Here is a 24,774-nt window from a genome sequence, read left to right on the forward strand (position 1 = left end):
GTATGATGGATCGCATGAAAGGTCTTCTCGATGACGAGGCGGATGCGCTCTTTCAGGCATTGGCCGACCGCACCCGGCGCGATATCGTGCGCCGGGTCGCAGGGGAGGGGCTTTCGGTGTCCGATCTGGCGGCCGACTACGACATGAGCTTCGCCGCGGTGCAGAAGCACGTCGCCGTCCTCGAACGCGCAGGACTGGTGACGAAGAGACGAGTCGGCAAGCAACAGATCGCTCACGCAGAGGCGGGTCCGCTCCGCGCCGTGAGGAGCATGCTCGTCGAACTCGAAGACCAGTGGGTCGAACGAGTGCAGAGAATCGACGACCTTCTGGCCGAGGACGAACAGGCCGGGTCGTGAATCCAACCACCACAATGCTCGAGGAGCAGCCATGCCGGTCATCGACACAATACAAAACGAAGAGACACTGACGCTGACGATCGTTGCCGAATTCGCGGCGCCGGTCGAGCGCGTGTGGGAGGTCTACGCCGACCCCCGCCAGCTCGAGCAGATCTGGGGCCCTCCGACGTACCCCGCGACGGTCGTCGACCATACGCTCGAACCCGGCGGCAGAGTCACGTACTTCATGACCAGCCCGGAGGGCGAGAAGTTCTGCGGACTGTGGGAACTGACCGCCGTCGATCGACCCACCCGCCTGGAGTTCCGCGACTACTTCGCCGATGAGGACTTCACGATCGTCGAGTCGATGCCCGGAAGTCGGTGCGTCTATACCTTCGAAGCGACCGAGACCGGAACGCGTGCGGCTTATGAATCGGTCTTCGACTCGGTCGAGGGCCTGCGCACTGTGCTGGAGATGGGTGTCATCGAAGGCTCGACCGGAGCGATCAACCAGATCGACGGGCTGCTCGCCCGCGACTGAGCCACGGTCCGACCGAACTCGCATAGGACGATTCTGCGGGAGGCGAATGTTGGTTTTCGCCGCTGAAATCAACATTCTTCTCCCGCGGAGTAACGCGCAGGTCCTACGGTGGCCTGCATGGAGTGCCTCGGAGCATCCGGTCTGACTGGGATGATGAGCACCAGGCCGACTGCGAGCACGAGCAGGATGCCCAGCGTCCCGGCCCGCTGGAAGCCGAAGATCGTGATGGCCAGGGCGAACATCGCCGGACCCAGGAAGCTCACGGCCCGTCCGGTCGTGGCATAGAGTCCGAAGTTCTCTCCTGCCGACTCCGGCGGGGTGATGCGGGCCAGGAACGACCGGCTCGACGCCTGGACCGGACCGACGCAGAAGCTGAGTATCAGGGCACAGACCCAGAACACGGCCGCCTCGGCGCTGAAGAGGATCGGCAGCCCGCCTGCGATGATGACGATGAGCCCGGCGATGATGACAGGCTTCGGTCCGAGCCGATCATCGAACCAGCCCGCGATCATCGCGCCGGCGCCCGCGGCGACATTCGCGGCCACTCCGAGGACGATGATCTCCGAAGCGGAGAAGCCGTAGCTGCCGGCGGCGAGCACCCCTGCGAAGGAGAAGATCGCGGCCAGGCCGTCGCGGAAGACTGCCGAGGCGATGAAGAACCGCAGCGTCTGATGCTCGGTCGACCACATCCGGATCAGCCGTCGCACGAGGCTTGCGTAGTCGGACAGGAACGCCCGGATCGCATGTCCGCCCGAGGTGCCCTTGACTTTCGCTCCCGGTGCAGAGAACAGGGCGGGGATCGCGAAGATCGCGAACCACACCGCAGAGAGCACAGCGACTATGCGGAACCTCAGCCCCTCCTCGTCGCTGGCGCCGAGGAAGCCGACCTCGGGTTGGATGACGAGGACGAGGAGGAGGACGAGCAGGACCAGCCCGCCGACATAGCCCATGCCCCATCCGAACCCGGAGACCTTGCCGACGTTGTCGGGATTGGTGATGCGGACCATGATGCCGTTGTAGGACACCTCGGCGAATTCGAAGAACACGCTGCCCACGGCCAGAAGCAGCAGACCCAGCCACAGGTAGTCGGGGGACTCGCGGACGAAGAAGAGCCCGAACATCGTGAGCACGACGATTCCGGTGTGCACGCCCAACCACAGCCGATGCCGACCTCCGGCGTCGGCTCGGGTGCCGGCGGCCGGAGCGACGACGGCGATGACGAAGCCGGCCGCGGCCATCGACCAGCCCAATGCCGAGGAGCCGGCCTCCTCGGTGGCGGCCACGGACTTCGTCAGGTACGGGGCGAAGACGAAGGTGATGATCACGGCGTTGAAGGACGCCGAACCCCAGTCCCACAGCGCCCAATTGAAGATGCGCAGGCGATTGCCCTCAGCGGGCGGATTCTTCGTCGAGGCCATGAGGCCACTGTACTGAATGCCCGAGTCCGGAACCCGATTTTCGCAAGAGGTCGATCACGGGCGCGACCAGGGAGTTTGCAGCAACTGCCGGGTGCGACGCTGGAAGTTTTCTTGAAGCGACCTGGGGAATACGGCAGAGTGTGCTCAGTGAACGACAACCGATCAGGAGGAATCATGAGCGATCCCGACACCAGTGGGGAATCGGGGACCGGGCTCGGTCCGGGCCCAGAAGAGCAGCTGCTGTTCGGAGAACCCGATCCGGTGGAGCTGCACCTGCCTGAGAAGCTGCATATCGGGGAGAGTGACTCCGACGACGCCATCACGAAGAAGCTGCAGCATCAAGGGGTGCGCATCGGCAAGGGGATGATCGCGCCGCGCGTCTTCTGGCCGGCACTGATCATCATCGTCGCCATCGTCGTGTTCTCCGTGGCACTTCCTGACGGCACGGGCAAGGTCATCTCGAGCATCCAGAACTGGATCGTCACCGACCTCGGCTGGTACTACATGCTCGTCGTCGGACTCTTCGTCGCCTTCGCCATCGCCGTCGGCTTCTCGAAGTTCGGCAGGATCAAGCTCGGCAAGGACGATGACAAACCCGAATTCGGTGTGATGTCCTGGTTCGCGATGCTCTTCGCCGCCGGCATGGGCATCGGTCTCGTCTTCTACGGTGTGGCCGAACCGCTGACCTACGCCACCACCGGGCCCAAGCCCGGCTGGCCGGGCGGTGAGGTCGAGAATGCGCAGATGGGCATGGCGCAGACTTTCGTCCACTGGGGTCTGCACCCGTGGGCGCTCTACGCCGTGCTCGGCATGGCTCTGGCCTACGCCATCCACCGCCGCGGCCGTCCCCTGTCGATCCGGTGGGCCCTCGAGCCTCTGCTCGGCAACAAGGTCAAGGGCTGGGCCGGTGACGTCATCGACATCATTGCGATCTTCGGCACCGTCTTCGGCATCGCCACCTCGCTGGGCCTCGGCGTCCAGCAGATCTCGGCCGGGCTCAAGCACATCGGCGTCGTCGGTGACTACGACAACACCTTCCTCATCATCCTCATCGTCATCATCACCTTCCTCGCCACCGCCTCGGTGGTCTCGGGTGTGGGCGCAGGCATCAAGTGGCTGTCGAACATCAACCTCACGATGGCCGGCGTTCTGCTGGTCACGGTCCTCGTGCTCGGACCGACGCTCTTCCTGTTCCAGAACTTCGTCGAGTCGCTCGGCGTCTGGTTGGCGAATGTGCTCAACATGACCTTCGACATCGGTGCCTACTCTGGCGAGGAAGGCGCCGAGTGGAACTCGACGTGGACGCTGTTCTACTGGGGCTGGTGGATCTCCTGGGCGCCCTTCGTCGGCGTCTTCATCGCCCGCATCTCCCGAGGTCGAACGGTCCGCGAGTTCATCGCCGGTGTCCTCCTCGTCCCCTCGATCGTCGGCTTCTTCTGGTTCTCAGTTCTCGGTGGAACGGGCATCCACAGGCAGATCTTCGGCTCCGGCGACCTTGTCGACCCGGACGAGGGGGTCGTGGCCGAACGCGTCCTCTTCGACGTCCTCGGGAACCTGCCGCTGGGCTCGATCCTCTCGGTCATCGCGATCATCCTCGTGGCGATCTTCTTCATCACCTCCTCGGACTCGGGTTCGCTCGTCGTCGACATGCTCGCCTCGGGCGGACACCCGAACCCGCCGATCTGGTCGCGTGTGCTGTGGGCTCTGATGGAGGGCGCGATTGCGATCGCACTTCTCGTCGCCGGCGGACTGACCGCACTGCAGGCTGGTTCGCTGATGACGGCGTTGCCGTTCTCGATCGTGCTCCTGCTCATCTGCGTGGCCACGCTCAAGGCCTTCGGCATGGAGGCCAAGCGCAATGCGGCGATCGAACGGGCCGCGCGGTTCCGTCAGGTCGGTGAGCACCTCGCCGATGACTTCGATGAGTACCTCGGCGAGAAGGTCGACGAACGCATCGACTACCGGCTGACGCGAAGTCAGAGTCTGCTCGGCAAGCAGCGAGCGAAGTCGGCCGGTCGCACCGAGAAGCGCGGCGGACGCGACGTGCCGGCCCGGGATAGAGGGACACCGGACTCCGAGTCCTGACCGTCCCCTCGTCGAGGCGGTCCCTCGCCGAGGTGCGGATCAGCTTACAGCGAGGCGGCCCCGTTCCGGCGGGGCCGCCTCGCTGCGTGAAGGGACGCCGCCTCCCCGCACCGGGGTGGCGCTTCACTGCTCGATGTGGCCCGGTCACGAGTCGGGGAAGCGGGCGGCCGCCTCGGTGGGGTGATGTCGCTTCGGGACGTCCTGCCACAAGCGGGACGTCCTGCCACAGGCGGGACGGAACGAGTAGGCTGGTGGGAGCAGAAACGGCCGACCCCGACCAAGGAGCATGTATGCCCATCGCCAGTCCTGAAGTGTATGCCGAGATGATCGACCGCGCGAAGACTCAGGGCTTCGCATATCCTGCGATCAACTGCACCTCCTCGCAGACGATCAACGCGGCCATCCGCGGCTTCGCCGAGGCCGGATCCGACGGCATCGTGCAGATCTCCACCGGCGGCGCCGAATACTTGTCCGGCCCGACGATCAAGGACCGTGTGCGCGGTGCGATCGCCTTCTCCGTCTTCGCCGCCGAGGTGGCCAAGAGCTACGACGTCAACATCGCCCTGCACACCGACCACGCCCCGAGGAAAGAGGTCGAGGAGTGGGTCAAGCCCCTCCTCGCCGCGTCGACCGAACGTGTGAAGAACGGCGGTCAGCCCTACTTCCAGTCGCATATGTGGGACGGCTCGGCTGTTCCGTTGGAGGAGAACCTCGTCCTCGCCGAGGAGCTGCTCGAGCTCTCGGCGGCTGCGCACTCGATCCTCGAGATCGAGGTCGGCGTCGTCGGCGGTGAGGAGGACGGCGTCGAGAACGAGATCAACGACAAGCTCTACACCACCGCCGAGGATGGACTGGCCACCGCACGTGCGCTCGGCACCGGTGAGAAGGGCCGCTACCTCACGGCTCTGACCTTCGGAAACGTCCACGGCGTGTACAAGCCCGGCAACGTCAAGCTGCGCCCCGAACTCCTCGGTGAGATCCAGTCCGCGGTCGGTGCCGAGGTCGGCAAGGACGCTCCCTTCGACCTCGTCTTCCACGGCGGCTCGGGTTCGAGCGCGGAAGAGATCGCCGAGGCGGTCCGTCACGGAGTCGTGAAGATGAACATCGACACCGACACCCAGTACGCCTTCACGCGCCCGGTCGTCGAGCACATGTTCCGCAACTACGACGGTGTGCTCAAGATCGACGACGAGGTCGGCGACAAGAAGCTCTACGACCCGCGCTCCTACGGCAAGGCCGCAGAGAAGGGCATGGCCGAGCGCATCGTCGAAGCCTGCCAGAACCTCGGCTCGGCAGGCACCAGCCTGAAGAAGTGAGTTGAGTCGCGGACTCAGCGAACTGACAGCGGCCGTCGCCCGATAGGGGCGGCGGCCGTTTCTGTATGCCTGAGCGCGGCTGGTCCACCGCTGAGTCTGCGCGTGGCAGGGCCTGCACGAGACCTGTGTTTCTGCCTGAGGCTCGGCGGGCCGGGGTGAATGACGCGAGGTCCGGGACGCCATTGTCCCGGACCTCGCACTGTCAGCGACGGGGCATCAGCCCTGCGGCACGGCCTTGCCTGCCTTGAGCAGGGCGACCCGCTGATCCCAGAAGTCGGCATTGCGCACGCCGATCTTCTCGGGTTCGAACACCGGGTCCAGGCCGAGCTTGGTCTGGCGCTCGAAGTCGCGCAGGAGCTTGAACGCCGGCTGCTGCAGGATGAGGATGCCGATGATGTTCAGCCAGGCCATGAGCCCCACGCCGATGTCACCGAGCGCCCAGGCGCTGCCGGCCGTCGACATCGCACCCACGGCGACGGCGATGAGGATGAGCAGCTGCAGCAGGCGCTTGCCGACCGCGAGCACCATGGTGTTCTTGGCCTTGCCGAGCAGGTACACGAGGTTCGTCTCGGCCATGTAGTAGTAGGCGACGATCGTGGTCAGCGCGAAGAGGAAGATCGAGATCGCGATGAACCCGGCTCCGAAGCCGTGGATCATCGAGTCGAGTCCCGCCTGCGGCCACTTCTCGCCCGGGGTCGCGGCGATCTCTTCGACCATCTGGCCGCGGCCGGTGCCGATGATCGTCGTCCCGTCGGCATCGAAGACCTTGTACATGCCGGTCGAGAGGATCATGAACGCCGTGGCCGAGCACACGAAGAGGGTGTCGATGTAGACCGAACCGGCCTGCACGAGGCCCTGCTTCGACGGGTGCGAGACCTCGGCGGCCGATGCCGCGTGCGGTCCGGTGCCCTGTCCGGCCTCGTTCGAGTAGATGCCGCGCTGGACGCCCCACTGCACGGCCATGCCGATGATGCCGCCGAAGGCAGCTTCCGGTCCGGCGTCGATGCCGAAGGCCGAATTGAACATCAGCTGGAAGACCGGGATGATCTGGTCGGCGTTGATGATGGTCACGGCGATGGCCGCAACGATGTAGATGACGGCCATGAACGGAACGGCCAGCGAGGCGAAGTGGGCGATGCGCTTGATGCCGCCGACGACGATGAAGCCCATGATGATGACGAGCGCGATCGCGGTGCCCCAGGTCGGAACGCTCCAGGCGTTCTCGACGGCGCCGGAGATCGCATTGGACTGGATGCCCGGCAGCATGAAGGACATGGCGATCACGGTCACGGCCGCGAAGACCATGCCGTAGACCTTGAACAGTCCGCGAGCCTTGGTGTGGCGGTAGGCCTTCTCGAGGTAGAAGGCCGGACCGCCGCGGTACTCACCGGTGCGGGGATCCTGTTCCTTGAAGATCTGACCCAGCGTGGATTCGACGTAGGACGTCGAGGCACCGAGGAGAGCGGAGATCCACATCCACACGACAGCGCCGGGACCACCGAAGCCGATGGCGGTGGCGACACCGGCGATATTGCCGACGCCGACGCGGCCGGCCAGCGAAATCGCCAGAGCCTGGAAGGACGAGACTCCCTCATTGGAGCTCTTTCCCGTGAACATCTGCTTGAAGATCGCAGGGACCTGACGAATCTGAACCGCGCGTGAGCGGATCGTGAAATAGACACCGGCGCCGAGGCACAGGTAGACGAGGGCGGAAGACCACACAACCCCGTTGAGCCAGTCGATGAAAGCGGACACGCTTCTCCATTCGTTCTTCCGTGCCGGGATCGCCGACACGGTGTTGCTTATCTAGCGTCTGTGCCAGAGCACCGGCCAGCGATTGAGCGGCCGGATTCACGAGAGTTCTCCGAGCGTTCTCTGTGATGCACCTCATAAGTGAAACCGATTGTGACCTGTCGCGCAAATCGAAATCCCGCAGCCGCCCATGCGTGGTCCTGCGGGTCACCCCGCTGTTCACCGCGTTGCGGCAAGGGGGGTTTCGCTGTATCGGGCAGGGCCGCCTCGGCGAATGATTGCGATGTGATTGCGAAGTGGGTCACCTTCTGTGGGTCAGTTCACTATTTGGGACGGAGATCGTAAGATGTGGTGCGGATCTCTTCGAGCAAAGACGACACGAAGAGCACTTTTGAAACGACAGGAACACCATGAAACGACGAACTGGCGCTAAGGCCGTGGCCATCGCTGCGGCGGGCGCTCTGCTCCTCTCCGCCTGCTCGACCTCGACGACCGGAGGCGGGGGCGGAGACGACGAGGGCGGCATGCTCACGGTCGGAACCACGGACAAGGTTGTGGCGTTGGATCCGGCTGCCGCATACGACAACGGAAGCTCCCTCGTCGAGCAGCAGGTCTACCCCTTCATCCTCGCGTACAAGCCGGGCACCGCTGAGCTCAACCCCTCGATCGCGGAATCGGCCGACTTCACCGAACCGACGAAGTACGAGGTCAAGCTCAAGGACGGGCTCAAGTACGCCAACGGCAACGAACTGACCTCCTCGGATGTGAAGTTCTCCTTCGATCGGCAGCTGAAGATCCAGGACCCCAACGGACCGTCCTCGCTGCTGGGCGGACTGAAGTCCGTGGAGACGCCTGACGAGAAGACCGTGATCTTCAACCTCAAGCGCAAGAACGACCAGACGTGGCCGGGAGTGCTCGCCAGCGCCGCCGGACCGATCGTCGATGAAGACGTGTTCTCGGCGGACAAGGTCACGAAGGATCAGGAGATCGTCGACGGCAAGGCCTTCGCCGGTCCGTACACGATCGACGGCTTCAAGTTCAACGAACTGCTCACCTACAAGTCCAACCCGGACTACAAGGGCTTCATCGAGCCCGCGAAGACCGAGACCGTGCAGATGAAGTACTACTCGGACGCGAACAACATGAAGCTCGACGTCCAAGAGGGCACCATCGACGTGGCATGGCGTTCGCTGTCGGCCACGGACATCGACGACCTCGGCGAGAACGACGACCTCAAGGTCCACAAGGGCCCCGGCGGCGAGATCCGCTACATCGTGTTCAACATGGACACGATGCCTTTCGGCGCGAAGACCGACGAAGCCGATGAGAAGAAGGCGCTCGCCGTTCGTCAGGCCATGGCCGACTCCGTCGACCGCCAGGCGATCGCCAGCCAGGTCTACAAGGACACCTTCACCCCGCTGTTCTCGCACGTGCCCGAGGGGCTGCCCGGTGCCGACGAGCCGCTGAAGTCCGAATACGGCGACGGCAAGGGCGGTGCCGATGTCGCGAAGGCGAAGAAGGCGCTCAAGGACGCAGGTGTCGAGACCCCGGTCGAGCTCAAGCTGCAGTACAACCCGGACCACTACGGTCCGTCCTCGGGCGACGAGTACGCCCTGGTGAAGGACCAGCTGGACAAGACCGGTCTGTTCAAGGTCGACCTCCAGTCGACCGAATGGGTGCAGTACAACAAGGACCGCACCGATGACGTGTACCCGATGTACCAGCTGGGTTGGTTCCCGGACTACTCGGATGCTGACAACTACCTCGTGCCGTTCTTCTACGACACGGACGAGACCCCGTCGTTCCTCGGCAACCACTACCGGGACGAGACGATGAACAAGGAGCTCAACGCTCAGTCCTCCATCGCTGATGAGGGCAAGCGCGAAGAGGCTCTGAAGAAGATCCAGGGTCAGCTCGCCGATGAGCTGCCGACCCTGCCGCTGCTCCAGGGCAACCAGATCGCCGTGTCCGGCAAGGACGTCAAGGGTGTCGACGACACCCTCGACCCCGCGTTCCAGTTCCGACTGGCGCTGCTGAGCAAGTGATCACCCACACGAGGTGCAGGTGAGCCGATCGGGCCACCTGCACCTCGTGGCGCGTTCGCGGTGAGGTCCGTGCACCTGCAGACCATCGCCGAGGTGTCTCCTGCCGCGAGCGCACCGAAACACACATAAGGAACACATGTCTGCTGCCATCAGCGAACCAGGGGCGGAGGCCGCCGAGACCTCGGTCGCGGTCAAGAAGCCCACTGGAGGCGGACTGGGACGCTACGTCCTCATCCGCTTCCTGCTCATCATTCCCACCATCTTCATCCTCACCACTCTGGTGTTCTTCCTCATGCGCATCACCGGTGACCCGATCACCGCAGCGCTGGGCGGTCGCCTGACGAAGGCCCAGCTGGCCGAGCGCGTCCACGCCGCCGGCTACGACCGGCCGCTCCTCGTCCAGTACTTCGAGTACATGGGCAATCTGCTCAAGGGCGACTTCGGCACCGCGGTCTCCGACGGTCAGCCCGTCTCGTCCATTCTGGTCAACTACGGTGCGGCCACCGTCGAGCTCGTCTTCTACGCGCTCATCGTCGCGTTCATCCTCGGCATCCCGCTGGGCATGCTCGCCGCCTACCACCGGGACAAGGCCCCCGACGCCGCACTGCGTGTGCTCGCGATCCTCGGCTATGCGACCCCGGTGTTCTTCGCCGGCATGGTCCTCAAGCTCATCTTCGGCGTCTTCCTGCCCGTCCTGCCGGTGGCCGGCCGCGGCACCACAGAGACCGAATACATCATGTCCGGCGTCGTCGGCCCGACGCACTTCTACCTCATCGACGCGCTGCGCATCGGCAATTTCTCCGTCCTGTCCGATGTGCTCGCCCACGCGGTGCTGCCGGCGATCGCCCTCGGCGTGCTCACCGCCGGAGTCTTCCTCCGACTGGTGCGCACGAACCTCATCGGCACGCTCGAACAGCAGTACATCGACTCCGGCCGATCCCGCGGCATCTCCGAATACCGCCTGGTCACCAAGCATGCCTACCGTCCGGCGCTGATCCCGATCATCACCGTCATGGGCATGCAGATCGCGCTCATGCTCGCCGGCGCCGTGCTCACCGAGACGACGTTCGAATGGAAGGGACTCGGCTTCAAACTCGCCGAATACCTCACGGCCCGCGACTTCGTGGCGGTCCAGGGAATCGTCGTGTTCCTCGCCGTCATCGTCGCGGTCACGAACTTCCTCGTCGACGTCATCGCCGCATTCATCGATCCGAGAGTGAGGTACTGATGTCCACTCCACAGAATCCACGCAGCCAAGGCCCGGATGAGACGGCCGAGACCTTCGCCGAGGCGGCCCCCGGAGCAGGCGTACCCGCTCTGGCGTTCGACGACCGGGCCAAGAGATCCTGGTTCTCCCGTCTGCCGATCGTCTCCCATCTGCGCCAGTCCGTGGGGCTGCAGCGCGGAATGCTCATCACCGGGCTCATCCTCAGCGGAATCGTCATCATCTGCGCGATCTTCGCTCCGCTCATCGCCCCGTACGGCTTCAACCAGCTGGGCACGTCCGAAGGCAACTTCGGGTCGAAGCTGCCTCCCGGCGGCACCCATATCTGGGGCACCACGGTCGGCGGCTACGATGTGTTCTCCCGTGTCGTCTGGGGTGCGCAGACCGCAGTGGCCGTCATCGTCGTCGCCGTGGTCATGTCCCTGTTCGCCGGTGTCATCCTCGGACTCATCTCCGGCTACATCGGCGGCTGGCTCGACCGCATCCTCGTCGTCATCGCCGATGCCGTCTACGCCTTCCCGACCCTGCTGCTGGCACTGGTCATGTCGATCGCGATCTCCGGCGGACAGTCGAGCGCCTGGGGCGGGATCGCGGCGGCCGCGTTCTCGATCACGGTCGTCTTCATCCCGCAGTACTTCCGTGTGGTGAGGGCGGAGACCCTGCGGCTGAAGGCCGAACCGTTCGTCGAATCGGCGATCGTGCTCGGTGCCTCGAAGACTCGCATCATCTCCAAGCACATCTTCCGCAACGCCACCCGCACCCTGCCGCTGATCTTCACACTCAACGCATCCGAGGCGATTCTGACTCTCGCCGGCCTCGGGTTCCTGGGCTTCGGAATCGAACCCACCTCGGCGTCGGAATGGGGATACGACCTCAACAAGGCACTGCCGGACGTCACATCCGGCGTGTGGTGGACGGCGGTGTTCCCGGGTCTGGCGATCGTGCTCACGGTGCTCGGGATCACCTTGGTCGGTGAGTCGATGAACGACCTCAACGACCCGCGTCTGCGTGTGCGACGCAAAGCCAAGGTCAAGAACGTCAAGTCCGCGGAGGTCACGGCATGAGCAAGCAGAAACACGAGCAGACAGCCTCGACCACCGGCAGCATCCTCGACGTCGAGGGCCTCGACGTCACCTTCTCCACCGACGGCGGGGACGTCCACGCCGTCAAGGACGTGTCGTTGAGCGTCTCACCCGGTGAGGTGCTTGCGATCGTGGGCGAATCGGGCTCCGGCAAGACCGTGACCGCCCGGTCCATCCTCGGCCTGCTGCCGGAGACGGCGCAGCGCTCAGGCGCCATCGTCATCTCGGGTGCGAACGTGCTCAGCGTCTCGGCCGACGAGCTGCGGGCCATGCGCGGCCGCGATGTGGCCATGGTCTTCCAGGAGCCGTCGACCGCGCTCAACCCCGTCTACACGGTCGGGTGGCAGATCGCCGAGGGCCTGCGCGCGCACGATAGGAAGGCGAGCAAGGCCGACCTCAAGGCGCGCGTCGTCAAGGCGATGCGGCAGGTCGGAATCCCGGATGCGGACAGCCGATTCGACTACTACCCGCATCAGTTCTCGGGCGGGCAGAAGCAGCGCATCGTCATCGCCATGGCCTTGGCGCTGGGAGCGAAGCTCATCGTCGCCGACGAACCGACCACCGCGCTTGACGTCACCGTGCAGGCGGAGATCCTCGACCTGCTGCGTGAGCTGCGGGATGAGACGGGCACGGCCATCGTGCTCATCACCCACAACATGGGTGTCGTCGCCGACCTCGCCGATCGGGTGGCCGTGATGCTGCGCGGCGACCTCGTCGAGGTCTCGCCCGTCGAGCAGCTCTTCAGCGACCCGCAGGAGCAGTACACCCGTGAACTGCTCGCCGCGGTGCCGCGGATCGGGTCGACCGTGGCCGGCAGTCGCAAGGCGGCCGCCGCCGAGGCCGGGGCCGTGCCGGGTGCGATCACGGGGGATGCGTCGACGGCGGATCCCGAGTCGGTCGGCAGCGGCTCACCGCGCACCGCCTCGGCGGGGGATGCCCGGGACGGGGCCGCCTCGGCGGGGGACGATCAGCCCGGGGCCGCCTCGGCGAAGAACCGGAACACGCACGAATCGATCGTGTCCGCCCGCGGTCTCGACATCGTCTATCCGGGCGGCTTCGGCAAGTCGGATTTCCACGCGGTGAAGAAGGTCAGCTTCGACATCAAGGCCGGCGAGGTCTACGGACTCGTCGGTGAGTCGGGGTCGGGCAAGACCACGATCGGACGTGCGATCGCGGGCCTGACCAGGGCCAGCGGTGGAAGTCTCACGGTGCTCGGGCATGAGATGGTCGGGTTCAGGGAGCGGGAGTTCACGAAGATCCGGCGACGGATCGGGTTCGTGTTCCAGGACCCGGCGGCCTCGTTCAATCCGCATCTGTCGATCGGGGAGTGCATCGCCGAACCGTTTGCGATCCACCGTCGGGAGATGAGCCCGTCCGACCGCTCGCAGCGTGTGCTCGAACTCCTCGATTCCGTGCAGCTGCCGAAGGCGTATGCGGCGAGGTATCCGCATGAGCTCTCCGGCGGGCAGCGGCAGAGGGCGTCCTTGGCCCGTGGTCTCGCGCTCGATCCGGAGCTGCTCATCGCCGATGAGCCGACGTCGGCGCTCGACGTGTCGGTGCAGGCGAAGGTGCTCGAACTCTTCGTCGAGCTGCAGAACCGCTTCGACTTCGCGGCCCTGTTCATCAGCCACGACCTCGCGGTGGTCGATATGCTCTCCGACCGCATCGGCGTGCTCTTCCACGGCGAACTGCTCGAAGAGGGCACGGGTGAGCAGGTGCTCGGATCACCGGACAACGACTACACGAAGCGTCTCATCGCGTCGCTGCCGGTCCCGGATCCGGCGGAGCAGGCCGAGCGACGTGAGCTGGCCCGCACCCTCCGCACCCCCTAACTGCTACCCGACGGCGGCCCAGCAACCTCGCGCGAGGTTGCTGGGCCGCCGTCAGGTAGTGGAGGAGGGAATTATTTGGTGTCGGCGATGAAGTCGAGCATGCCGTCCTGATTGACCGGCAGGGCCAGCAGGCGGTCGAGTTCGGTGTCATCGGGGTCGAGGCCGAGGATGCGCATCGAGTACTGAGTGAAGTCGCGCTCGATCATGTCGGGCGTCAGATCACCCGTCGGTCGGTACCACAGCGACAGCGAATTGCAGATCGAGTGGATCGCGCGAGTGGCCAGGGCGGCGTTGGCGATCGTGAAGTGTCCGGTGTCGGCGCCGGCCCGGACGATATCGCCCATGATCTCGCGAGCCTCCCGCTGGAGATCCTTGACGCGGACGGCATTGTCGCCGGTGAGGCGTTCGGTGTCGCGCAGCAGAACGGTGGAGACCGAGACGTTCTCCATCCGATAGCGGGCGAGGTAGCGCACCGCCACGGCCAGCTGGTCGACAGGATTGTCATCGACTTCGGCGATGACGGCCCGGCAGTGTTCGATGTACCAGGAATATGCTGTGTGGACGAGCTCGTAGAGTGCTTCCTGCTTGGACGGGAAGTAGTAGTAGAGCGCGGAGAGGCTCAGACCTGCCGTCTGTGCGATATCGCGGATGGACGCGCCGTCGAATCCCTTATCCGCGAAGGTGTCCCGGGCCGAGCGGAGAATGTTGTTGCGGCCGTTGGTTGAGCGCACGATGACCGGACTCCTTGCCTAGTTTCCGTCGTAGCCGACTTTTTAACGAACAGTCTTTCACTTGCCCCACGACCTTACACGACAGCCGGTGCCTGCGGGCCTGATTTCGCGGGGAACTTCGCCGGAGCGCGGTCGAATCGATGAGCGCCGAGGCGGCCGGCCCGGTCGCGACCACCGACCGTCCAATGTGGGCGGCGTCACTCCGAAAGAGGGAATGATTGAGTGTTCAACGATGTTGGTGGGGTGGAGTCGCAGACGATCCGGCGTGCCGGAGGCGCAGGCTGCACCCGTGAACTCGACCGCCTCGGCCGCCCGGCCGGCGGGCACCGCTCAACGATTTGAGGACGCATATGCTCAACATTGCCATCATTCCCGGAACCTCCCGCCCGCAGGCGCTGAACCCGCAGATCGTGAGCTGGGTCGAGCAGCAGCTGGACGCCAATGACGATGTCCGCGCCGAGGTCGTCGACTTCGGCAGCTTCGACCTGCCCCTGCTCGACGAGGTCGTCCCCGCCGGCGCGAAGATGTACGCCAACGACCACACGAAGGCCTGGGGTGCGAAGCTCGAGGAGTTCGACGCCTTCATCTTCGTCACACCCGAGTACAACCACTCGATCTCCGGCTCGCTGAAGAACGCGCTCGATTTCGTCGCCACCGAGTTCAACCACAAGGTCGCAGGCATCGTGAACTACGGCGCCGACAAGGGAGTGCGCGCCGCCGAGCACCTGCGCCACATCCTCGCGAACTACAAACTCGCCGTCGTCCGCGACCAGGCCTCGTTCTCGATCTTCACCGACGTCGCCGACGGCGATTTCGCCCCGACCGCGGTCTCGGCCGCCCCGTTCGCATCCATGGTCGACGACATCGTCGCCTGGGGCGAGGCCCTGAAGTCCGTGCGTGAAGCCGGCGCCGAGGAGCAGGCCGCCTGAGTCTGGCTGCATCGCTGAAGTGGCCCGCCGGTCGCCCGACCGGCGGGCTTCGTCGTCCCCGCTGCGCCCGCCACTTCCGCACGGGCGAACCTCCCGCCGAGGCGGCCCTCTCCCGCCCGTGCACCGTGACCGTCCCCACACCTGCGTTAGAGTCGCAGTGATAAATCGTTCGCTCAGCGATGCAAAGGACACTCATGGAACTGAAGAACACCGTCGCCCTCGTCACCGGCGGAGCCTCCGGGCTCGGCCGTGCCACCACTGAACGCCTCCTGGCCGCCGGAGCCCAGGTCGTCATGGCCGACCTCAACGCCGAGGTGGGGCAGCAGGTCGCCGTCGAACTCGGCGATTCCGCCCACTTCGTCACCGCCGACGTCACGAACGAAGAGCAGGTCCAGGCCGCCGTCGACACCGCCACCGGGCTCGGCACCCTGCGCGTCGTCGTCAACTGCGCCGGCGTCGCGACCCCCGGAAAGCTCGTCTCCCGCAAGGGGCCGCTGCCGCTCGACGCTTTCCAGAAGGTTCTGAACATCAACATCGTCGGCACCGTCAACGTCTGTCGCCTCGCCGCCGCGGCCATGCAGAGCCAGGAAGCGCAAGGCGAAGAGCGCGGCGTCATCGTCAACACCGCATCGGTGGCGGCCTTCGACGGTCAGATCGGCCAGATCGCCTACTCTGCGTCCAAGGGTGCCGTGGCTGCGGTGACCCTGCCGATGGCCCGCGAGCTCGCCGCCTCCTTCATCCGCGTCGTCACCATCGCCCCCGGCATCTTCGAGACCCCGATGATGGCCGGACTGCCCGCCGAGGCGCAGGAATCCCTCGGCAAGTCCGTGCCGCATCCGGCCCGACTGGGCAAACCGGCCGAGTACGCACAGCTCGTCGAGTCGATCGTGGCCAACCCGATGCTCAACGGTGAGACGATCCGCCTCGACGGCGCCATCCGCATGGCCCCGAAATGATCGACTGACGCCCTCGCCGAGGATGCCCACCCCGAGGAATTCCTCACCGAGGATCGCCTGACCGTCAGAGCCGCCCGTTTTCGCAGTCGCGGAAGGGCGGCTCTGTCGCCTGATGGGAGGCTCAGCGGTGTGCGTTGACGAGCAGCGCCAGCTGCACCCGCGAGGTCACCTCGAGCTTGTCGAAGATGCGCGCCAAGTGGGTCTTCACCGTCGCCGTCGAGACGAACAGTGACCGCGTCACCTGCGCGTTCGTCAAACCCTTAGCGACCGCCTCGGCGATCTCCCGCTCCCGGGTCGACAGTGACGCGAGCGGATCCTGACCCGGCACCGAGGCGGCCGGCCGAGACGACATCAGCGTGGCCAAGGCGGTCGCCGACAGAGTGCGAGTGCCGTCGGCGGCTGCCCGGACGGCATTGATGAGCTCTTCCGGTGGGGTGTCCTTGAGGATGTAGCCTGCCGCCCCGGACTGCAGGGCACGGTGGATGAAATCGTCGGTGCCGAAGGCCGTGAGCATGAGCACCTGCGGGTGCTCGGGATCGCTTAGGAGCGTCTGTGCGGCCTCGAGCCCGTCGAGACGGGGCATCCGGATATCCATGAGCACGAGATCGGGACTCAGTCGGCGAGCGAGATCGATGGCTTCGACTTCATCGACCGCCTCGGCGATGACGTCGATGTCGTCGGCAGCGCCGAGGAGGAGCCTGAGGCCCGAGCGCATGAGCGATTCGTCGTCGGCGATGATGACGCGGATGCTCATGCTTTCTCCTGTTCGTCCGGGGAGCCGACCGTGCCGACAGTGCCCGCTGAGTCGTCTTCTGTGAAGATGCCTGCGTCGATGGGGATGCGGGCGCGGAGGGTGAACTCCGGGGTCGTCGTCACCGTGAGATCGCCGCCCATGGCCTCCATTCTCTCCCGCAGTCCGAGCAGTCCCAGCCCGGATCCGGTGACGAGCTGCTGCGCTCCGGCGCGGAACGCCGGGGCCAGCCCAGTGTGCGGATTGCTCGCGACGAGTTCGAGGTGTCCGTCCGCCTCGTCGAAGCCGACCTTGATCGTCACTCTTTGGCCCGGGGCGTGCTTGACCGCATTCGTGATCGCTTCCTGGACGAAGCGGTAGATCGTCGTCTGCTCGAGTGCCCCGCACCGGTGGAGGACTTCGGCGGTCACCGGTTCGAGGTAGCGCAGCTCGGCGGTGTCGCCCCTGGCCGCGACGAGGCGGTCGATGTCAGGGTCGATGACCGTGCCCTCGTCATCGCTGCGCAGCATCGTCAGCACCTCACGGAGTTCGACACCGGAGCGGCGGGCGGCATCGGCGATGAGACGGGCGCTTTCGCGGACCTCATCGGGGTCGAGGTCCTGCCGCACGGACAGGGCGCCGGAGTACATGGCGATGACGGACAGGTGATGGGACAGGGAATCGTGCATGTCGCGGGCGATGCCGCGGCGCACCTCAGCGATGGCGCGGTCCTGCCGAGAGCGTTCGCGCAGCAGGGTCTGCGCGGCGGAGTCGATGAACCCCTGCTCGCGGGCGCCGCGGATGACGCCGACGATGACGATGACGGCGTACATCGTGCCGCCGAAGACGAACACGGGAAGATCGAAGGCTCCCGCCGCCTGCGGGGTGAGGACGTAGGTCGCCGAGAAGGCTGCCAGTGTGGCGGCGAGTGCGACGAAGTCGAGGGCCCAACTGCGACGGGCCGACAGCGAAATGAGCATGATCGAGGCGGCGAAGGCGCCGAGGATGCTGACCGTGCCCAGGAGGAGTCCGATGATCCCGACGGTGACGGGAACCCAGCCGCCCGGACGGCGCTGGAGAGATTCGACGGACCCGTCGGAGGCGAGGAACTCATCACCACCGTGGCCGGTGACAGTGAGGAACTCGCGCAGCTTCTCCGCGGCCAGCACCTTCGGACGCAGCTGTTTGCGCAGAACCCGGCGTCCGTCGAAGACGAGGACGATAGGCAGACAGACGAAGGAAACGAGCCCGAAAACGATGTGTACGAAGATCTCTGCACTGAGAGCATTCGCCTCGGCACCGGTGGACTCTGGGTTCGGCCATTTGTCTCCGATGACAATGAAGAGCAGGAGCACGCCGACGACCGCGGAGATGCCGGTCCAGAGGAGGGCATGCGCGAGCGGGCGGCGGGCGGGGCGAGATGTCACCCTTCGACCCTACCGGTGCGACGGCCGAAGGAGTGTCGTCCGAAAGGATGAGATCTGCATGGTCGTGCGGAGACCGTCGCCCCGCCAGAGGCCTTCTGACATGCGCATTCACCCGATCGGATGACATGAATCATGCCCTTGGCCGATGGTCAGCGGCCGCGGTGTCCGAAAGGGTGGAGACATGAGAAATCAACTCCACTTTCCCGCCTCCGTCGAGTCGCCTCGGGGCTACCATCGGCAGTTCGCCGCACAACGGGGCAACCGGTGGTACAAACCGATCCTCGTGGCCGTCCTGGCCGCGGTGTTCTACCTGGTCGAGATCATCGCCCAATTCGCGGGCTTCTTCATCTGGGCTCTGTTCGCCCTCGGCGGCGACGGCGACTTCAGCGCATGGTCGGAACGTCTCATCGATATGAACACCACCACAGGGATCCTCTTCGGACTCGTCAACGTCATCCTCATGTGGCCGGCCGTCGAGCTCGCGACCCTCTGCGTCTATCGGCGCTGGTTCTCCACGATGATCTCGCTTCGCGGCGGACTGCGCCTGCGTCGGCTCGGGCGGTACATGCTGTACGGGTCGGCCGTGTCGGTGGTCTGCGCGATCGTGATGGTCCTGTTCTCCGACGGGTCGATGGGCGATCTGACCTCGGGAATCGTGTGGAACCAGCACGTGCTCGCCATGCTCATCGCGTTCGTCCTCCTCGTCCCGTTCCAGGCGACGGCCGAAGAGATCGTCTTCCGCGGCCTGGCCATGAACGTCATCGGCGCCTGGCTGCGCCACCCCGCTTGGGCCGTGCTCATCCCCGTGCCGTTCTTCGTCTTCGGCCATGTCTACGACCTGCCGGGGCTCATCGACGTCGGGATCTTCGCCGTCATCGTCGGCACCCTGACCATCATCACCGGCGGCCTCGAAGCGGGGATCGCGTTCCACATCATCAACAATCTCTTCGCGTTCGTCCTCGGTGTGCTCTCCGGAGCCGACCTCAACGCGACGAGCTCACCGACGATCGAGGTCGTCATGTCGATCATCGCCCCGATCGGCTTCGCCGTGATCGTCGTCCTCGATCACCGTCGCCGAGGCGGTCCTTCCCCTTGCCGAGGCGACCCGACCGACCGCGAACCGCTGGGTCCCCGCGGGGACGGCCCCGAGACTGCGGGAGCCGACGAGGACCGCGAGGCGAATGCCGACACCGAAAAGAAGGCGAGCCTCTGATGAGCTACTTCAGCGAATTGGCCCAGAACCTGCGTCGGCGCGGATGTGAGGAAGACCAGGTCCTCACCTTCCTCTGCGAGGTCAAGGATTCGACGCAGAAAGCAGGCACGACGCCCGAGGCCGAGTTCGGCACACCCGAAGAGAAAGCCTCGAAGCACAGCGGAAAGCGCGCACGGTCCACAGGCCAGGCGACGCTCAACGTGTTCGGATTCGCGGGCGTGTGCTGCGTGGTCGTCTATGCCATCTGGCCGGGACTGTTCGACTTCACGAATCCCGTGCTGTCGAACTTCGGCGGCATCATCGCGCTCATCGTCCTGCTCATCATCGGTGCCTTCGTCGCAGGGTTCATCGACACTCGCCTGCCGAAGGGGTTCGAGGCTCCGCGGTCAGAAGTCGATCGATGAGCTCGTCGGCAGTGAGGCCCTCGGCTCGGGCGGCGGCCTCGAGGCGGTCAAGACTCGAGGGTGACAGCGTCGAAGCAGGCGGAGTCGCAGGAGACCGCGTCGACCCGGCCTTGAGCAGCAGCGACGTCAGGGGCACGACGACCACGCCGAGCGCGGCGAGGATCCACACGATGCCGTTGAGGCGGGTCAGCCAGTCGTGCTCCCACGCTCCGTCCATCCAGATCGTGACGAGAACCAGGCATGTGCCGAGCGCGAGGAGGCAGAGCGTGATCGGCAACCCGATCCGCACCACCCGAGTCCGGGCCACCAGCAGCAGAATGAGCGAACTGACCGAAGCGACGGCGGTGACGAGCACGATCGACGCGAGCACCTGGTAGAGGATGTCGCCGATGGTCAGGCCGGTGGAGCCGGGGATGGGGTCATCCCACATGTACGGATCGCCCCAGATGAACAGAATGCTCACCAGCAGGGTGATGAACGCCAGCAGGATCGTGGCGCTGCCGAACCATTGGACTCGCCGACCGATGAGCGTCGCCCCGCAGAAGGCGGCGACGCTGCAGGCGCCGGTCACCGACGTCATGGCGATGACCTGGAACGTCGATTCGGACTCGATATCGCCGAGCATGACGATGATCCCGCCGATCGCCGCCACGCTGAAGGCCACGACGATGATGACGGCGATCGTGCGCCGCAGGTCCCGGACGAATCGGGACTGCTCTCGCGCCGCGGGTTCGGGCGCCGGCGTCGAGGGGCCAGATGGCATCGCTGGGGATGAGTGAGTCACTGTTTCTGCACCTTTCGGAGGGGATTTCAGACAGCAGGGAACCCTGATCGATTATGTCATCGATCCGCTCGCACTCAGTCCGTCGGCAGCGACGCCCTGACCTCGAACCCGCGGCGCTCGGTCGGCCCCACCTGCAGGCTCCCGCCCAATGCTTCGACACGTTCGCGCATTCCCCTGATGCCGAAACCTCCGCCGAGGTGGCTGTGCCCACCCGCAACCGACCCGTCGGGTTCCCCGTTGAGAACGGAGATCTCGAGTCGGGTCCCGAGGGCTGTGACGGTGACCGCCACCGGGGCGCCTGCGGCATGCCGCAGTGCATTCGACAGGCTCTCCTGCACCACGCGGAACGCCGTGAGGCTCGTCGTCGGCGACAGCGACAGAGGCTCGGCGGGGAAGTCGAGGTCGACGACGGCACCGGAGCCGCGCGTGACATCGACGAGAGCGGGAATGTCCTCGACGGTCGGCTGCGGAGCCAGGTCCGCGTCCCGGCCCCCGCGCAGGATCGCGAGCAGTCCGCGCATCTCCGTCAAGGCCTGTCTGGCCGATGAGGCCATCGAATCGAACTCACCGAGGCTGCGCTCATCGAGTCCGGGCAGCCGGTACTTCGCCGTGGTCGCCTGCACGCTGATGACCGACATGCTGTGGGCGACGACATCATTGAGTTCCTGAGCGATCCGGTTGCGCTCTTCCAGCTCCTGCCGCTTCGCCAGTTCCGCGGCACTGAGTTCGCGTTCGGATTCGAGCTGCCGGCGACCTCTGATGAGCAGGTTGCCGATGACACCGATGGCTCCGGCACCAGCGGCGACGGCTGCGGTGGTGATGACATTCGCGAAGGCGCCGGCGAGCCCGCCGGCATGCGGCAGGACCAGCGCGAGCACGCCGATGAGCGCACTGCCCGTCCACAGCGCGACGAGGTGGACCCAACTGTGACGCAGACCGATGATGAGGTGGAGGAACACGAGAGCCAGCAGCGAGGTGACCGTGAACGGTCGGACTGCTCCCGAGACGTCCGCGGTGAGCAGAATGCTCGCCACCTGAGCGACGAGTCCGAGACCGATCGCCGGGACCGGCCAGCGCACGGCAAGGACGAGGGCGGTACTCAGAGCGAGGGCGATGAGCATCGCGAAGACCGTCGGGACGTCGTAGAGGACCGTCGTGACCGGCCACGAGATCGCCGAGAGCGCGACTCCGACGAATACGGAGATCAGCCAGATCCACCCTTCACCGCCGGCGATCTGCGAGAGGGTCGTCGGATTCGGTGAGGCTTCGGGCTTCGCCGACGGCGCGGTTTCCGTGACGGTCGGTCGTGATGGCGAACCCGGTACCGGCAGTGCGGCGGCCGGAGAGTTCCTGCGATCGACCGGATTCTGCGCAGCTCCTGCACTCTCGACATCGTGGGACAGGGCAGCGCGGATCGCGACGATCTCGAGCAGCGCCATGGCGTGGAGGACGAAAGGGAACGTCAGCAGCAGGATGATCCCGAGGACGAACTGGAAGGTCGCCTCGGCGGCGAACCCGAGGTCGGTGACCGGGGAGTTCGTCACCCACGCGACGACCCAGTCGACGGTGTTCCCGCCTCCGTCCGGGACGAACGCGCCCCAGAAGAAGTGCGTGATCCCGCCCAGACCGCCTGCGAACCAAGCGACGGAGACTGAGAACGTGAGGAGCCGGATCGGCAGTGCGAATACGGTTTCGAAGAGCAGATCCAACCACGCACGGGCATCGGACAGCGGAGCCAGCCACCAGCGGAGTCCGCGTCCACGGGGACGGGGAGCCGCCTCGGTGATGGGTGCACCCCATGCGCGGGCACGGGCCCGGGAGAAGTTGCCGAACGCGCGGGCGACGGTCAGCGTCAGCGGCAGGAGGAGCACACCGACCCAGACGATGACCGTGGCGATCGAGACGGAGAACAGGGTGATGAGAACCGGGAACGCGATGAGCGAGATGAGCAGGCTCGGGGCGACGAGAACGGAATCGCGGCCGAGATTGCGCCACAGCCTGGCCCACCACGAACGCGGCGCGGTCGCGGCCGGAGAATCGGCGGTCGTCGCGGCGTTCGGGCCGATCTGCGGGGGCTCTGCTGGGCGGGGCACGTCTCCAGCGTACGTGTCGGCGGGTGCGGGGGAGTGGTTCACAGTGTGATTCCTTCCTGTGCTGTCTGCGAGGTGGCCACCGTCGAGGCGGTGTGGGCAGTGCCGCGAGATTCGAGGACCTTCGGGTGGAAGCGCGAGAGCATCCACACTCCGCCGATGCCGACGGCCGCGGAGACGAGCAGACCGATGGCGGCCGGGGGCGTCAGTCCCGTGTATTCGCCGAAGAACGCGGCACCGATGATGACGGCGACGATCGGGTCGATGACCGTGAGACCGGCCAGAACCGTCTCGGCGGGGCCGCAGGCATACGCGGTCTGGACGAGCCAGAACCCCGCCGCCGAGGCCAGACCGACCGCAGCCAGCAGCGCCCACCAGCGCAGACCGAATGTATCGAGTCCGGGCAGACCCGACATGACGATCGACCGAGCCAGGACGTGCGTGGCCGCGGCGACCGTGCCGAAGACGATCCCGGTCATGACGACCCGGGGGATGTGGCCGGCGGAGCTGAACGAGAACAGCCCGGCGAAGAGGGTGAGGGCGATGAGCACGGTGAGCAGCCAGGTCACCGACTGTGCGTTCACGGAGATATCGTGGGCGAACCTCGCCGAGGTGGCCACGAAGGAGAAGATCCCGAAGAGCGTGACCGCGATGCTGATGAGCAGCGGAGCTCCGAAGCGGAGCCCGAAGTACCGCCGGCCGATGAGGACGGCGAAGACGAGGGAGACCGCGCCGATGGGTTGGACGATGGCGACCGGGCCGAGCCCGAGGGCGACGACGTTGAGCACCGTGACCAGACCCATGAGGCCGAGACCGGTGACCCAGGTGGCCTTGCGGCGCAGGCCGGGAGCCATGGCGGCCACGGCATGCTGCTGGAAGTGGGTGCCCAGGGCCAGGCAGAACGCTGCGGCGATGGCGAGGATGACGGCTGTGGTGATCATGGCCGTCACGCTAAGGAGGAGGTCGGCCGGAGCACATCATACGAACGGGTGAACCTCCGTCCGCCGAGGTGATACCTGAGGGTGAATATCGCGGATCAGGGGGTATCGGCGGCATGTTCTCGGGGTTCTTCGCGGTTACCGACCGTGAACGTCGGGTAGCGTGGAGCCATGCCGGAAGCAGAAGGAACGGGTGGCGGGAATGGTGGTGCCTCGTCGGCGAGTGTGCCCCCACCGTCGTCGACGACGATTCGGGTGGCCATCGTCGACGATCAGGCGATGGTCCGGCAGGGATTCGGAGCGCTGTTGGATGCGCAGACGGACATGCAGGTCGTCGGCAGTGCGGAGGACGGATCGGCCGTCGTCGACCTCGTGCGGCGGACGGACCCCGACGTCATCCTCATGGACATCCGGATGCCCAAGCTCAACGGCCTCGACGCCACCCGCGCGATCTTCAGTATGCCCGGCGAGCACCCCCGGGTCGTCATGCTCACCACGTTCGACGCCGATGAGTACGTGTTCTCGGCGCTGCGGGCAGGAGCCAGCGGATTCCTCCTCAAGGACGCCACCGCCGAGGACATGATCACCGCCGTGCGTGTCGTCGCCGGTGGGGAATCGCTGCTCGCACCGTCGGTGACCAGGCGACTCATCGCCGAATACGTCGCAGGGCCCACCGTGGCCAAGGACACCGCGGTGCTCGGGCAGCTGACCGACCGTGAGATCGAGGTGATGACGCTGGTCGCGAAGGGCCACCCGAACTCCGAGGTGGCCGAGCAGCTCTTCCTCGCCGAGCAGACCGTCAAGACCCACGTCTCTCGGATCCTGTCGAAGCTCGGCCTGCGCGACCGCACCCAGATCGTGGTCGCCGCATACGAGTCCGGGCTGGTCGTCGCCGGGAGCTGAGGGCTCTCGGGCAGTGCGGGGGCGTGAGCGGGTGACAC

General features: G+C 65.8%; 21 protein-coding genes. 13 read left to right on the forward strand and 8 right to left on the reverse strand.

What is annotated here, in order from left to right:
• Positions 1–14 precede the first annotated feature (14 nt).
• Entirely contained in the window at positions 15–356 is a 342-nt protein-coding gene (locus GUY37_RS01570; protein WP_166821360.1) for an ArsR/SmtB family transcription factor, read from the forward strand.
• A gap of 31 nt (positions 357–387) precedes the next feature.
• Positions 388–876, forward strand: coding sequence for an SRPBCC family protein (locus GUY37_RS01575; RefSeq protein WP_166821363.1), 489 nt, complete (start codon positions 388–390; stop codon positions 874–876).
• Positions 877–944: 68 nt separating this feature from the next.
• Here the strand turns inward: GUY37_RS01575 and GUY37_RS01580 are convergent, their stop codons facing one another.
• The gene (locus tag GUY37_RS01580) at positions 945–2,294 is read right to left on the reverse strand and encodes an MFS transporter (protein WP_166821366.1); all 1,350 of its coding nucleotides are present in this window, start codon (positions 2,292–2,294) and stop codon (positions 945–947) included.
• A 174-nt stretch (positions 2,295–2,468) separates the two neighbouring features.
• Between GUY37_RS01580 and GUY37_RS01585 the strand changes: the two genes are divergently transcribed.
• Both GUY37_RS01585 and fbaA read left to right on the forward strand, forming a co-directional pair.
• Positions 2,469–4,379: a BCCT family transporter gene (locus GUY37_RS01585; RefSeq protein WP_166821369.1), complete on the forward strand. Its 1,911-nt coding sequence runs from the start codon at positions 2,469–2,471 to the stop codon at positions 4,377–4,379.
• A gap of 290 nt (positions 4,380–4,669) precedes the next feature.
• Positions 4,670–5,695 carry a class II fructose-bisphosphate aldolase gene (gene fbaA, locus GUY37_RS01590; protein WP_166821372.1) on the forward strand — a complete coding sequence of 342 codons (1,026 nt, stop codon included), beginning with the start codon at positions 4,670–4,672 and terminating at the stop codon, positions 5,693–5,695.
• A gap of 216 nt (positions 5,696–5,911) precedes the next feature.
• Here the strand turns inward: fbaA and GUY37_RS01595 are convergent, their stop codons facing one another.
• Positions 5,912–7,450, reverse strand: a complete 1,539-nt coding sequence (locus GUY37_RS01595; protein WP_166821375.1) for an alanine/glycine:cation symporter family protein — start codon at positions 7,448–7,450, stop codon at positions 5,912–5,914.
• 407 nt (positions 7,451–7,857) lie between these two features.
• On the opposite strand from GUY37_RS01595, the gene GUY37_RS01600 reads away from it, so the two are divergent.
• The 4 genes from GUY37_RS01600 to GUY37_RS01615 all read left to right on the forward strand — a co-directional run bounded on the left by GUY37_RS01600 (position 7,858) and on the right by GUY37_RS01615 (position 13,631).
• Positions 7,858–9,492: an ABC transporter substrate-binding protein gene (locus GUY37_RS01600; RefSeq protein ID WP_166821378.1), complete on the forward strand. Its 1,635-nt coding sequence runs from the start codon at positions 7,858–7,860 to the stop codon at positions 9,490–9,492.
• Positions 9,493–9,628: 136 nt separating this feature from the next.
• On the forward strand, positions 9,629–10,720 hold the full coding sequence (locus GUY37_RS01605) for an ABC transporter permease (RefSeq protein ID WP_166821381.1): 1,092 nt from the start codon (positions 9,629–9,631) through the stop codon (positions 10,718–10,720).
• The gene (locus GUY37_RS01610; protein WP_227492623.1) at positions 10,720–11,781 is read left to right on the forward strand and encodes an ABC transporter permease; all 1,062 of its coding nucleotides are present in this window, start codon (positions 10,720–10,722) and stop codon (positions 11,779–11,781) included. The genes GUY37_RS01605 and GUY37_RS01610 overlap by 1 nt, the downstream gene beginning before the upstream one ends.
• On the forward strand, positions 11,778–13,631 hold the full coding sequence (locus tag GUY37_RS01615; RefSeq protein ID WP_166821384.1) for a dipeptide ABC transporter ATP-binding protein: 1,854 nt from the start codon (positions 11,778–11,780) through the stop codon (positions 13,629–13,631). The genes GUY37_RS01610 and GUY37_RS01615 overlap by 4 nt, the downstream gene beginning before the upstream one ends.
• Positions 13,632–13,702: 71 nt before the next feature.
• Here the strand turns inward: GUY37_RS01615 and GUY37_RS01620 are convergent, their stop codons facing one another.
• A complete protein-coding gene (locus tag GUY37_RS01620) occupies positions 13,703–14,362 on the reverse strand; it encodes a TetR/AcrR family transcriptional regulator (RefSeq protein WP_166821387.1) in 660 nt (219 codons plus the stop codon).
• 350 nt (positions 14,363–14,712) lie between these two features.
• On the opposite strand from GUY37_RS01620, the gene GUY37_RS01625 reads away from it, so the two are divergent.
• Positions 14,713–15,291: an NADPH-dependent FMN reductase gene (locus GUY37_RS01625; protein ID WP_166821391.1), complete on the forward strand. Its 579-nt coding sequence runs from the start codon at positions 14,713–14,715 to the stop codon at positions 15,289–15,291.
• A 194-nt stretch (positions 15,292–15,485) separates the two neighbouring features.
• Complete coding sequence (locus GUY37_RS01630; protein ID WP_166821394.1) at positions 15,486–16,247, forward strand: 3-hydroxyacyl-CoA dehydrogenase; 762 nt, start codon at positions 15,486–15,488, stop codon at positions 16,245–16,247.
• Between the two features lie 121 nt (positions 16,248–16,368).
• Here the strand turns inward: GUY37_RS01630 and GUY37_RS01635 are convergent, their stop codons facing one another.
• Positions 16,369–17,001: a response regulator gene (locus tag GUY37_RS01635; protein ID WP_166821397.1), complete on the reverse strand. Its 633-nt coding sequence runs from the start codon at positions 16,999–17,001 to the stop codon at positions 16,369–16,371.
• The gene (locus GUY37_RS01640) at positions 16,998–18,404 is read right to left on the reverse strand and encodes a sensor histidine kinase (RefSeq protein WP_166821400.1); all 1,407 of its coding nucleotides are present in this window, start codon (positions 18,402–18,404) and stop codon (positions 16,998–17,000) included. The genes GUY37_RS01635 and GUY37_RS01640 overlap by 4 nt, the downstream gene beginning before the upstream one ends.
• Before the next feature lie 181 nt (positions 18,405–18,585).
• Here GUY37_RS01640 and GUY37_RS01645 point away from each other — a divergent pair, with 181 nt between their 5' ends.
• Both GUY37_RS01645 and GUY37_RS01650 read left to right on the forward strand, forming a co-directional pair.
• Positions 18,586–19,617, forward strand: a complete 1,032-nt coding sequence (locus GUY37_RS01645) for a CPBP family intramembrane glutamic endopeptidase (protein WP_166821403.1) — start codon at positions 18,586–18,588, stop codon at positions 19,615–19,617.
• Positions 19,617–20,021: a hypothetical protein gene (locus tag GUY37_RS01650; protein WP_166821406.1), complete on the forward strand. Its 405-nt coding sequence runs from the start codon at positions 19,617–19,619 to the stop codon at positions 20,019–20,021. The genes GUY37_RS01645 and GUY37_RS01650 overlap by 1 nt, the downstream gene beginning before the upstream one ends.
• On the opposite strand, the gene GUY37_RS01655 is transcribed toward GUY37_RS01650, so the two are convergent.
• From GUY37_RS01655 to GUY37_RS01665, 3 genes are all read right to left on the reverse strand, one after another.
• The gene (locus GUY37_RS01655) at positions 19,963–20,805 is read right to left on the reverse strand and encodes a hypothetical protein (RefSeq protein WP_166821409.1); all 843 of its coding nucleotides are present in this window, start codon (positions 20,803–20,805) and stop codon (positions 19,963–19,965) included. The genes GUY37_RS01650 and GUY37_RS01655 overlap by 59 nt on opposite strands.
• 74 nt (positions 20,806–20,879) lie before the next feature.
• The gene (locus tag GUY37_RS01660) at positions 20,880–22,724 is read right to left on the reverse strand and encodes a sensor histidine kinase (RefSeq protein WP_407645416.1); all 1,845 of its coding nucleotides are present in this window, start codon (positions 22,722–22,724) and stop codon (positions 20,880–20,882) included.
• A gap of 212 nt (positions 22,725–22,936) precedes the next feature.
• Positions 22,937–23,836, reverse strand: coding sequence for a DMT family protein (locus tag GUY37_RS01665; RefSeq protein WP_166821415.1), 900 nt, complete (start codon positions 23,834–23,836; stop codon positions 22,937–22,939).
• 168 nt (positions 23,837–24,004) lie between these two features.
• Here GUY37_RS01665 and GUY37_RS01670 point away from each other — a divergent pair, with 168 nt between their 5' ends.
• Positions 24,005–24,736 carry a response regulator gene (locus tag GUY37_RS01670; RefSeq protein WP_228278293.1) on the forward strand — a complete coding sequence of 244 codons (732 nt, stop codon included), beginning with the start codon at positions 24,005–24,007 and terminating at the stop codon, positions 24,734–24,736.
• The last annotated feature ends 38 nt before the right edge of the window (positions 24,737–24,774 follow it).

The organism is Brevibacterium limosum (assembly GCF_011617705.1).
GTDB classification, from domain to species: Bacteria; Actinomycetota; Actinomycetes; order Actinomycetales; family Brevibacteriaceae; genus Brevibacterium; species Brevibacterium limosum.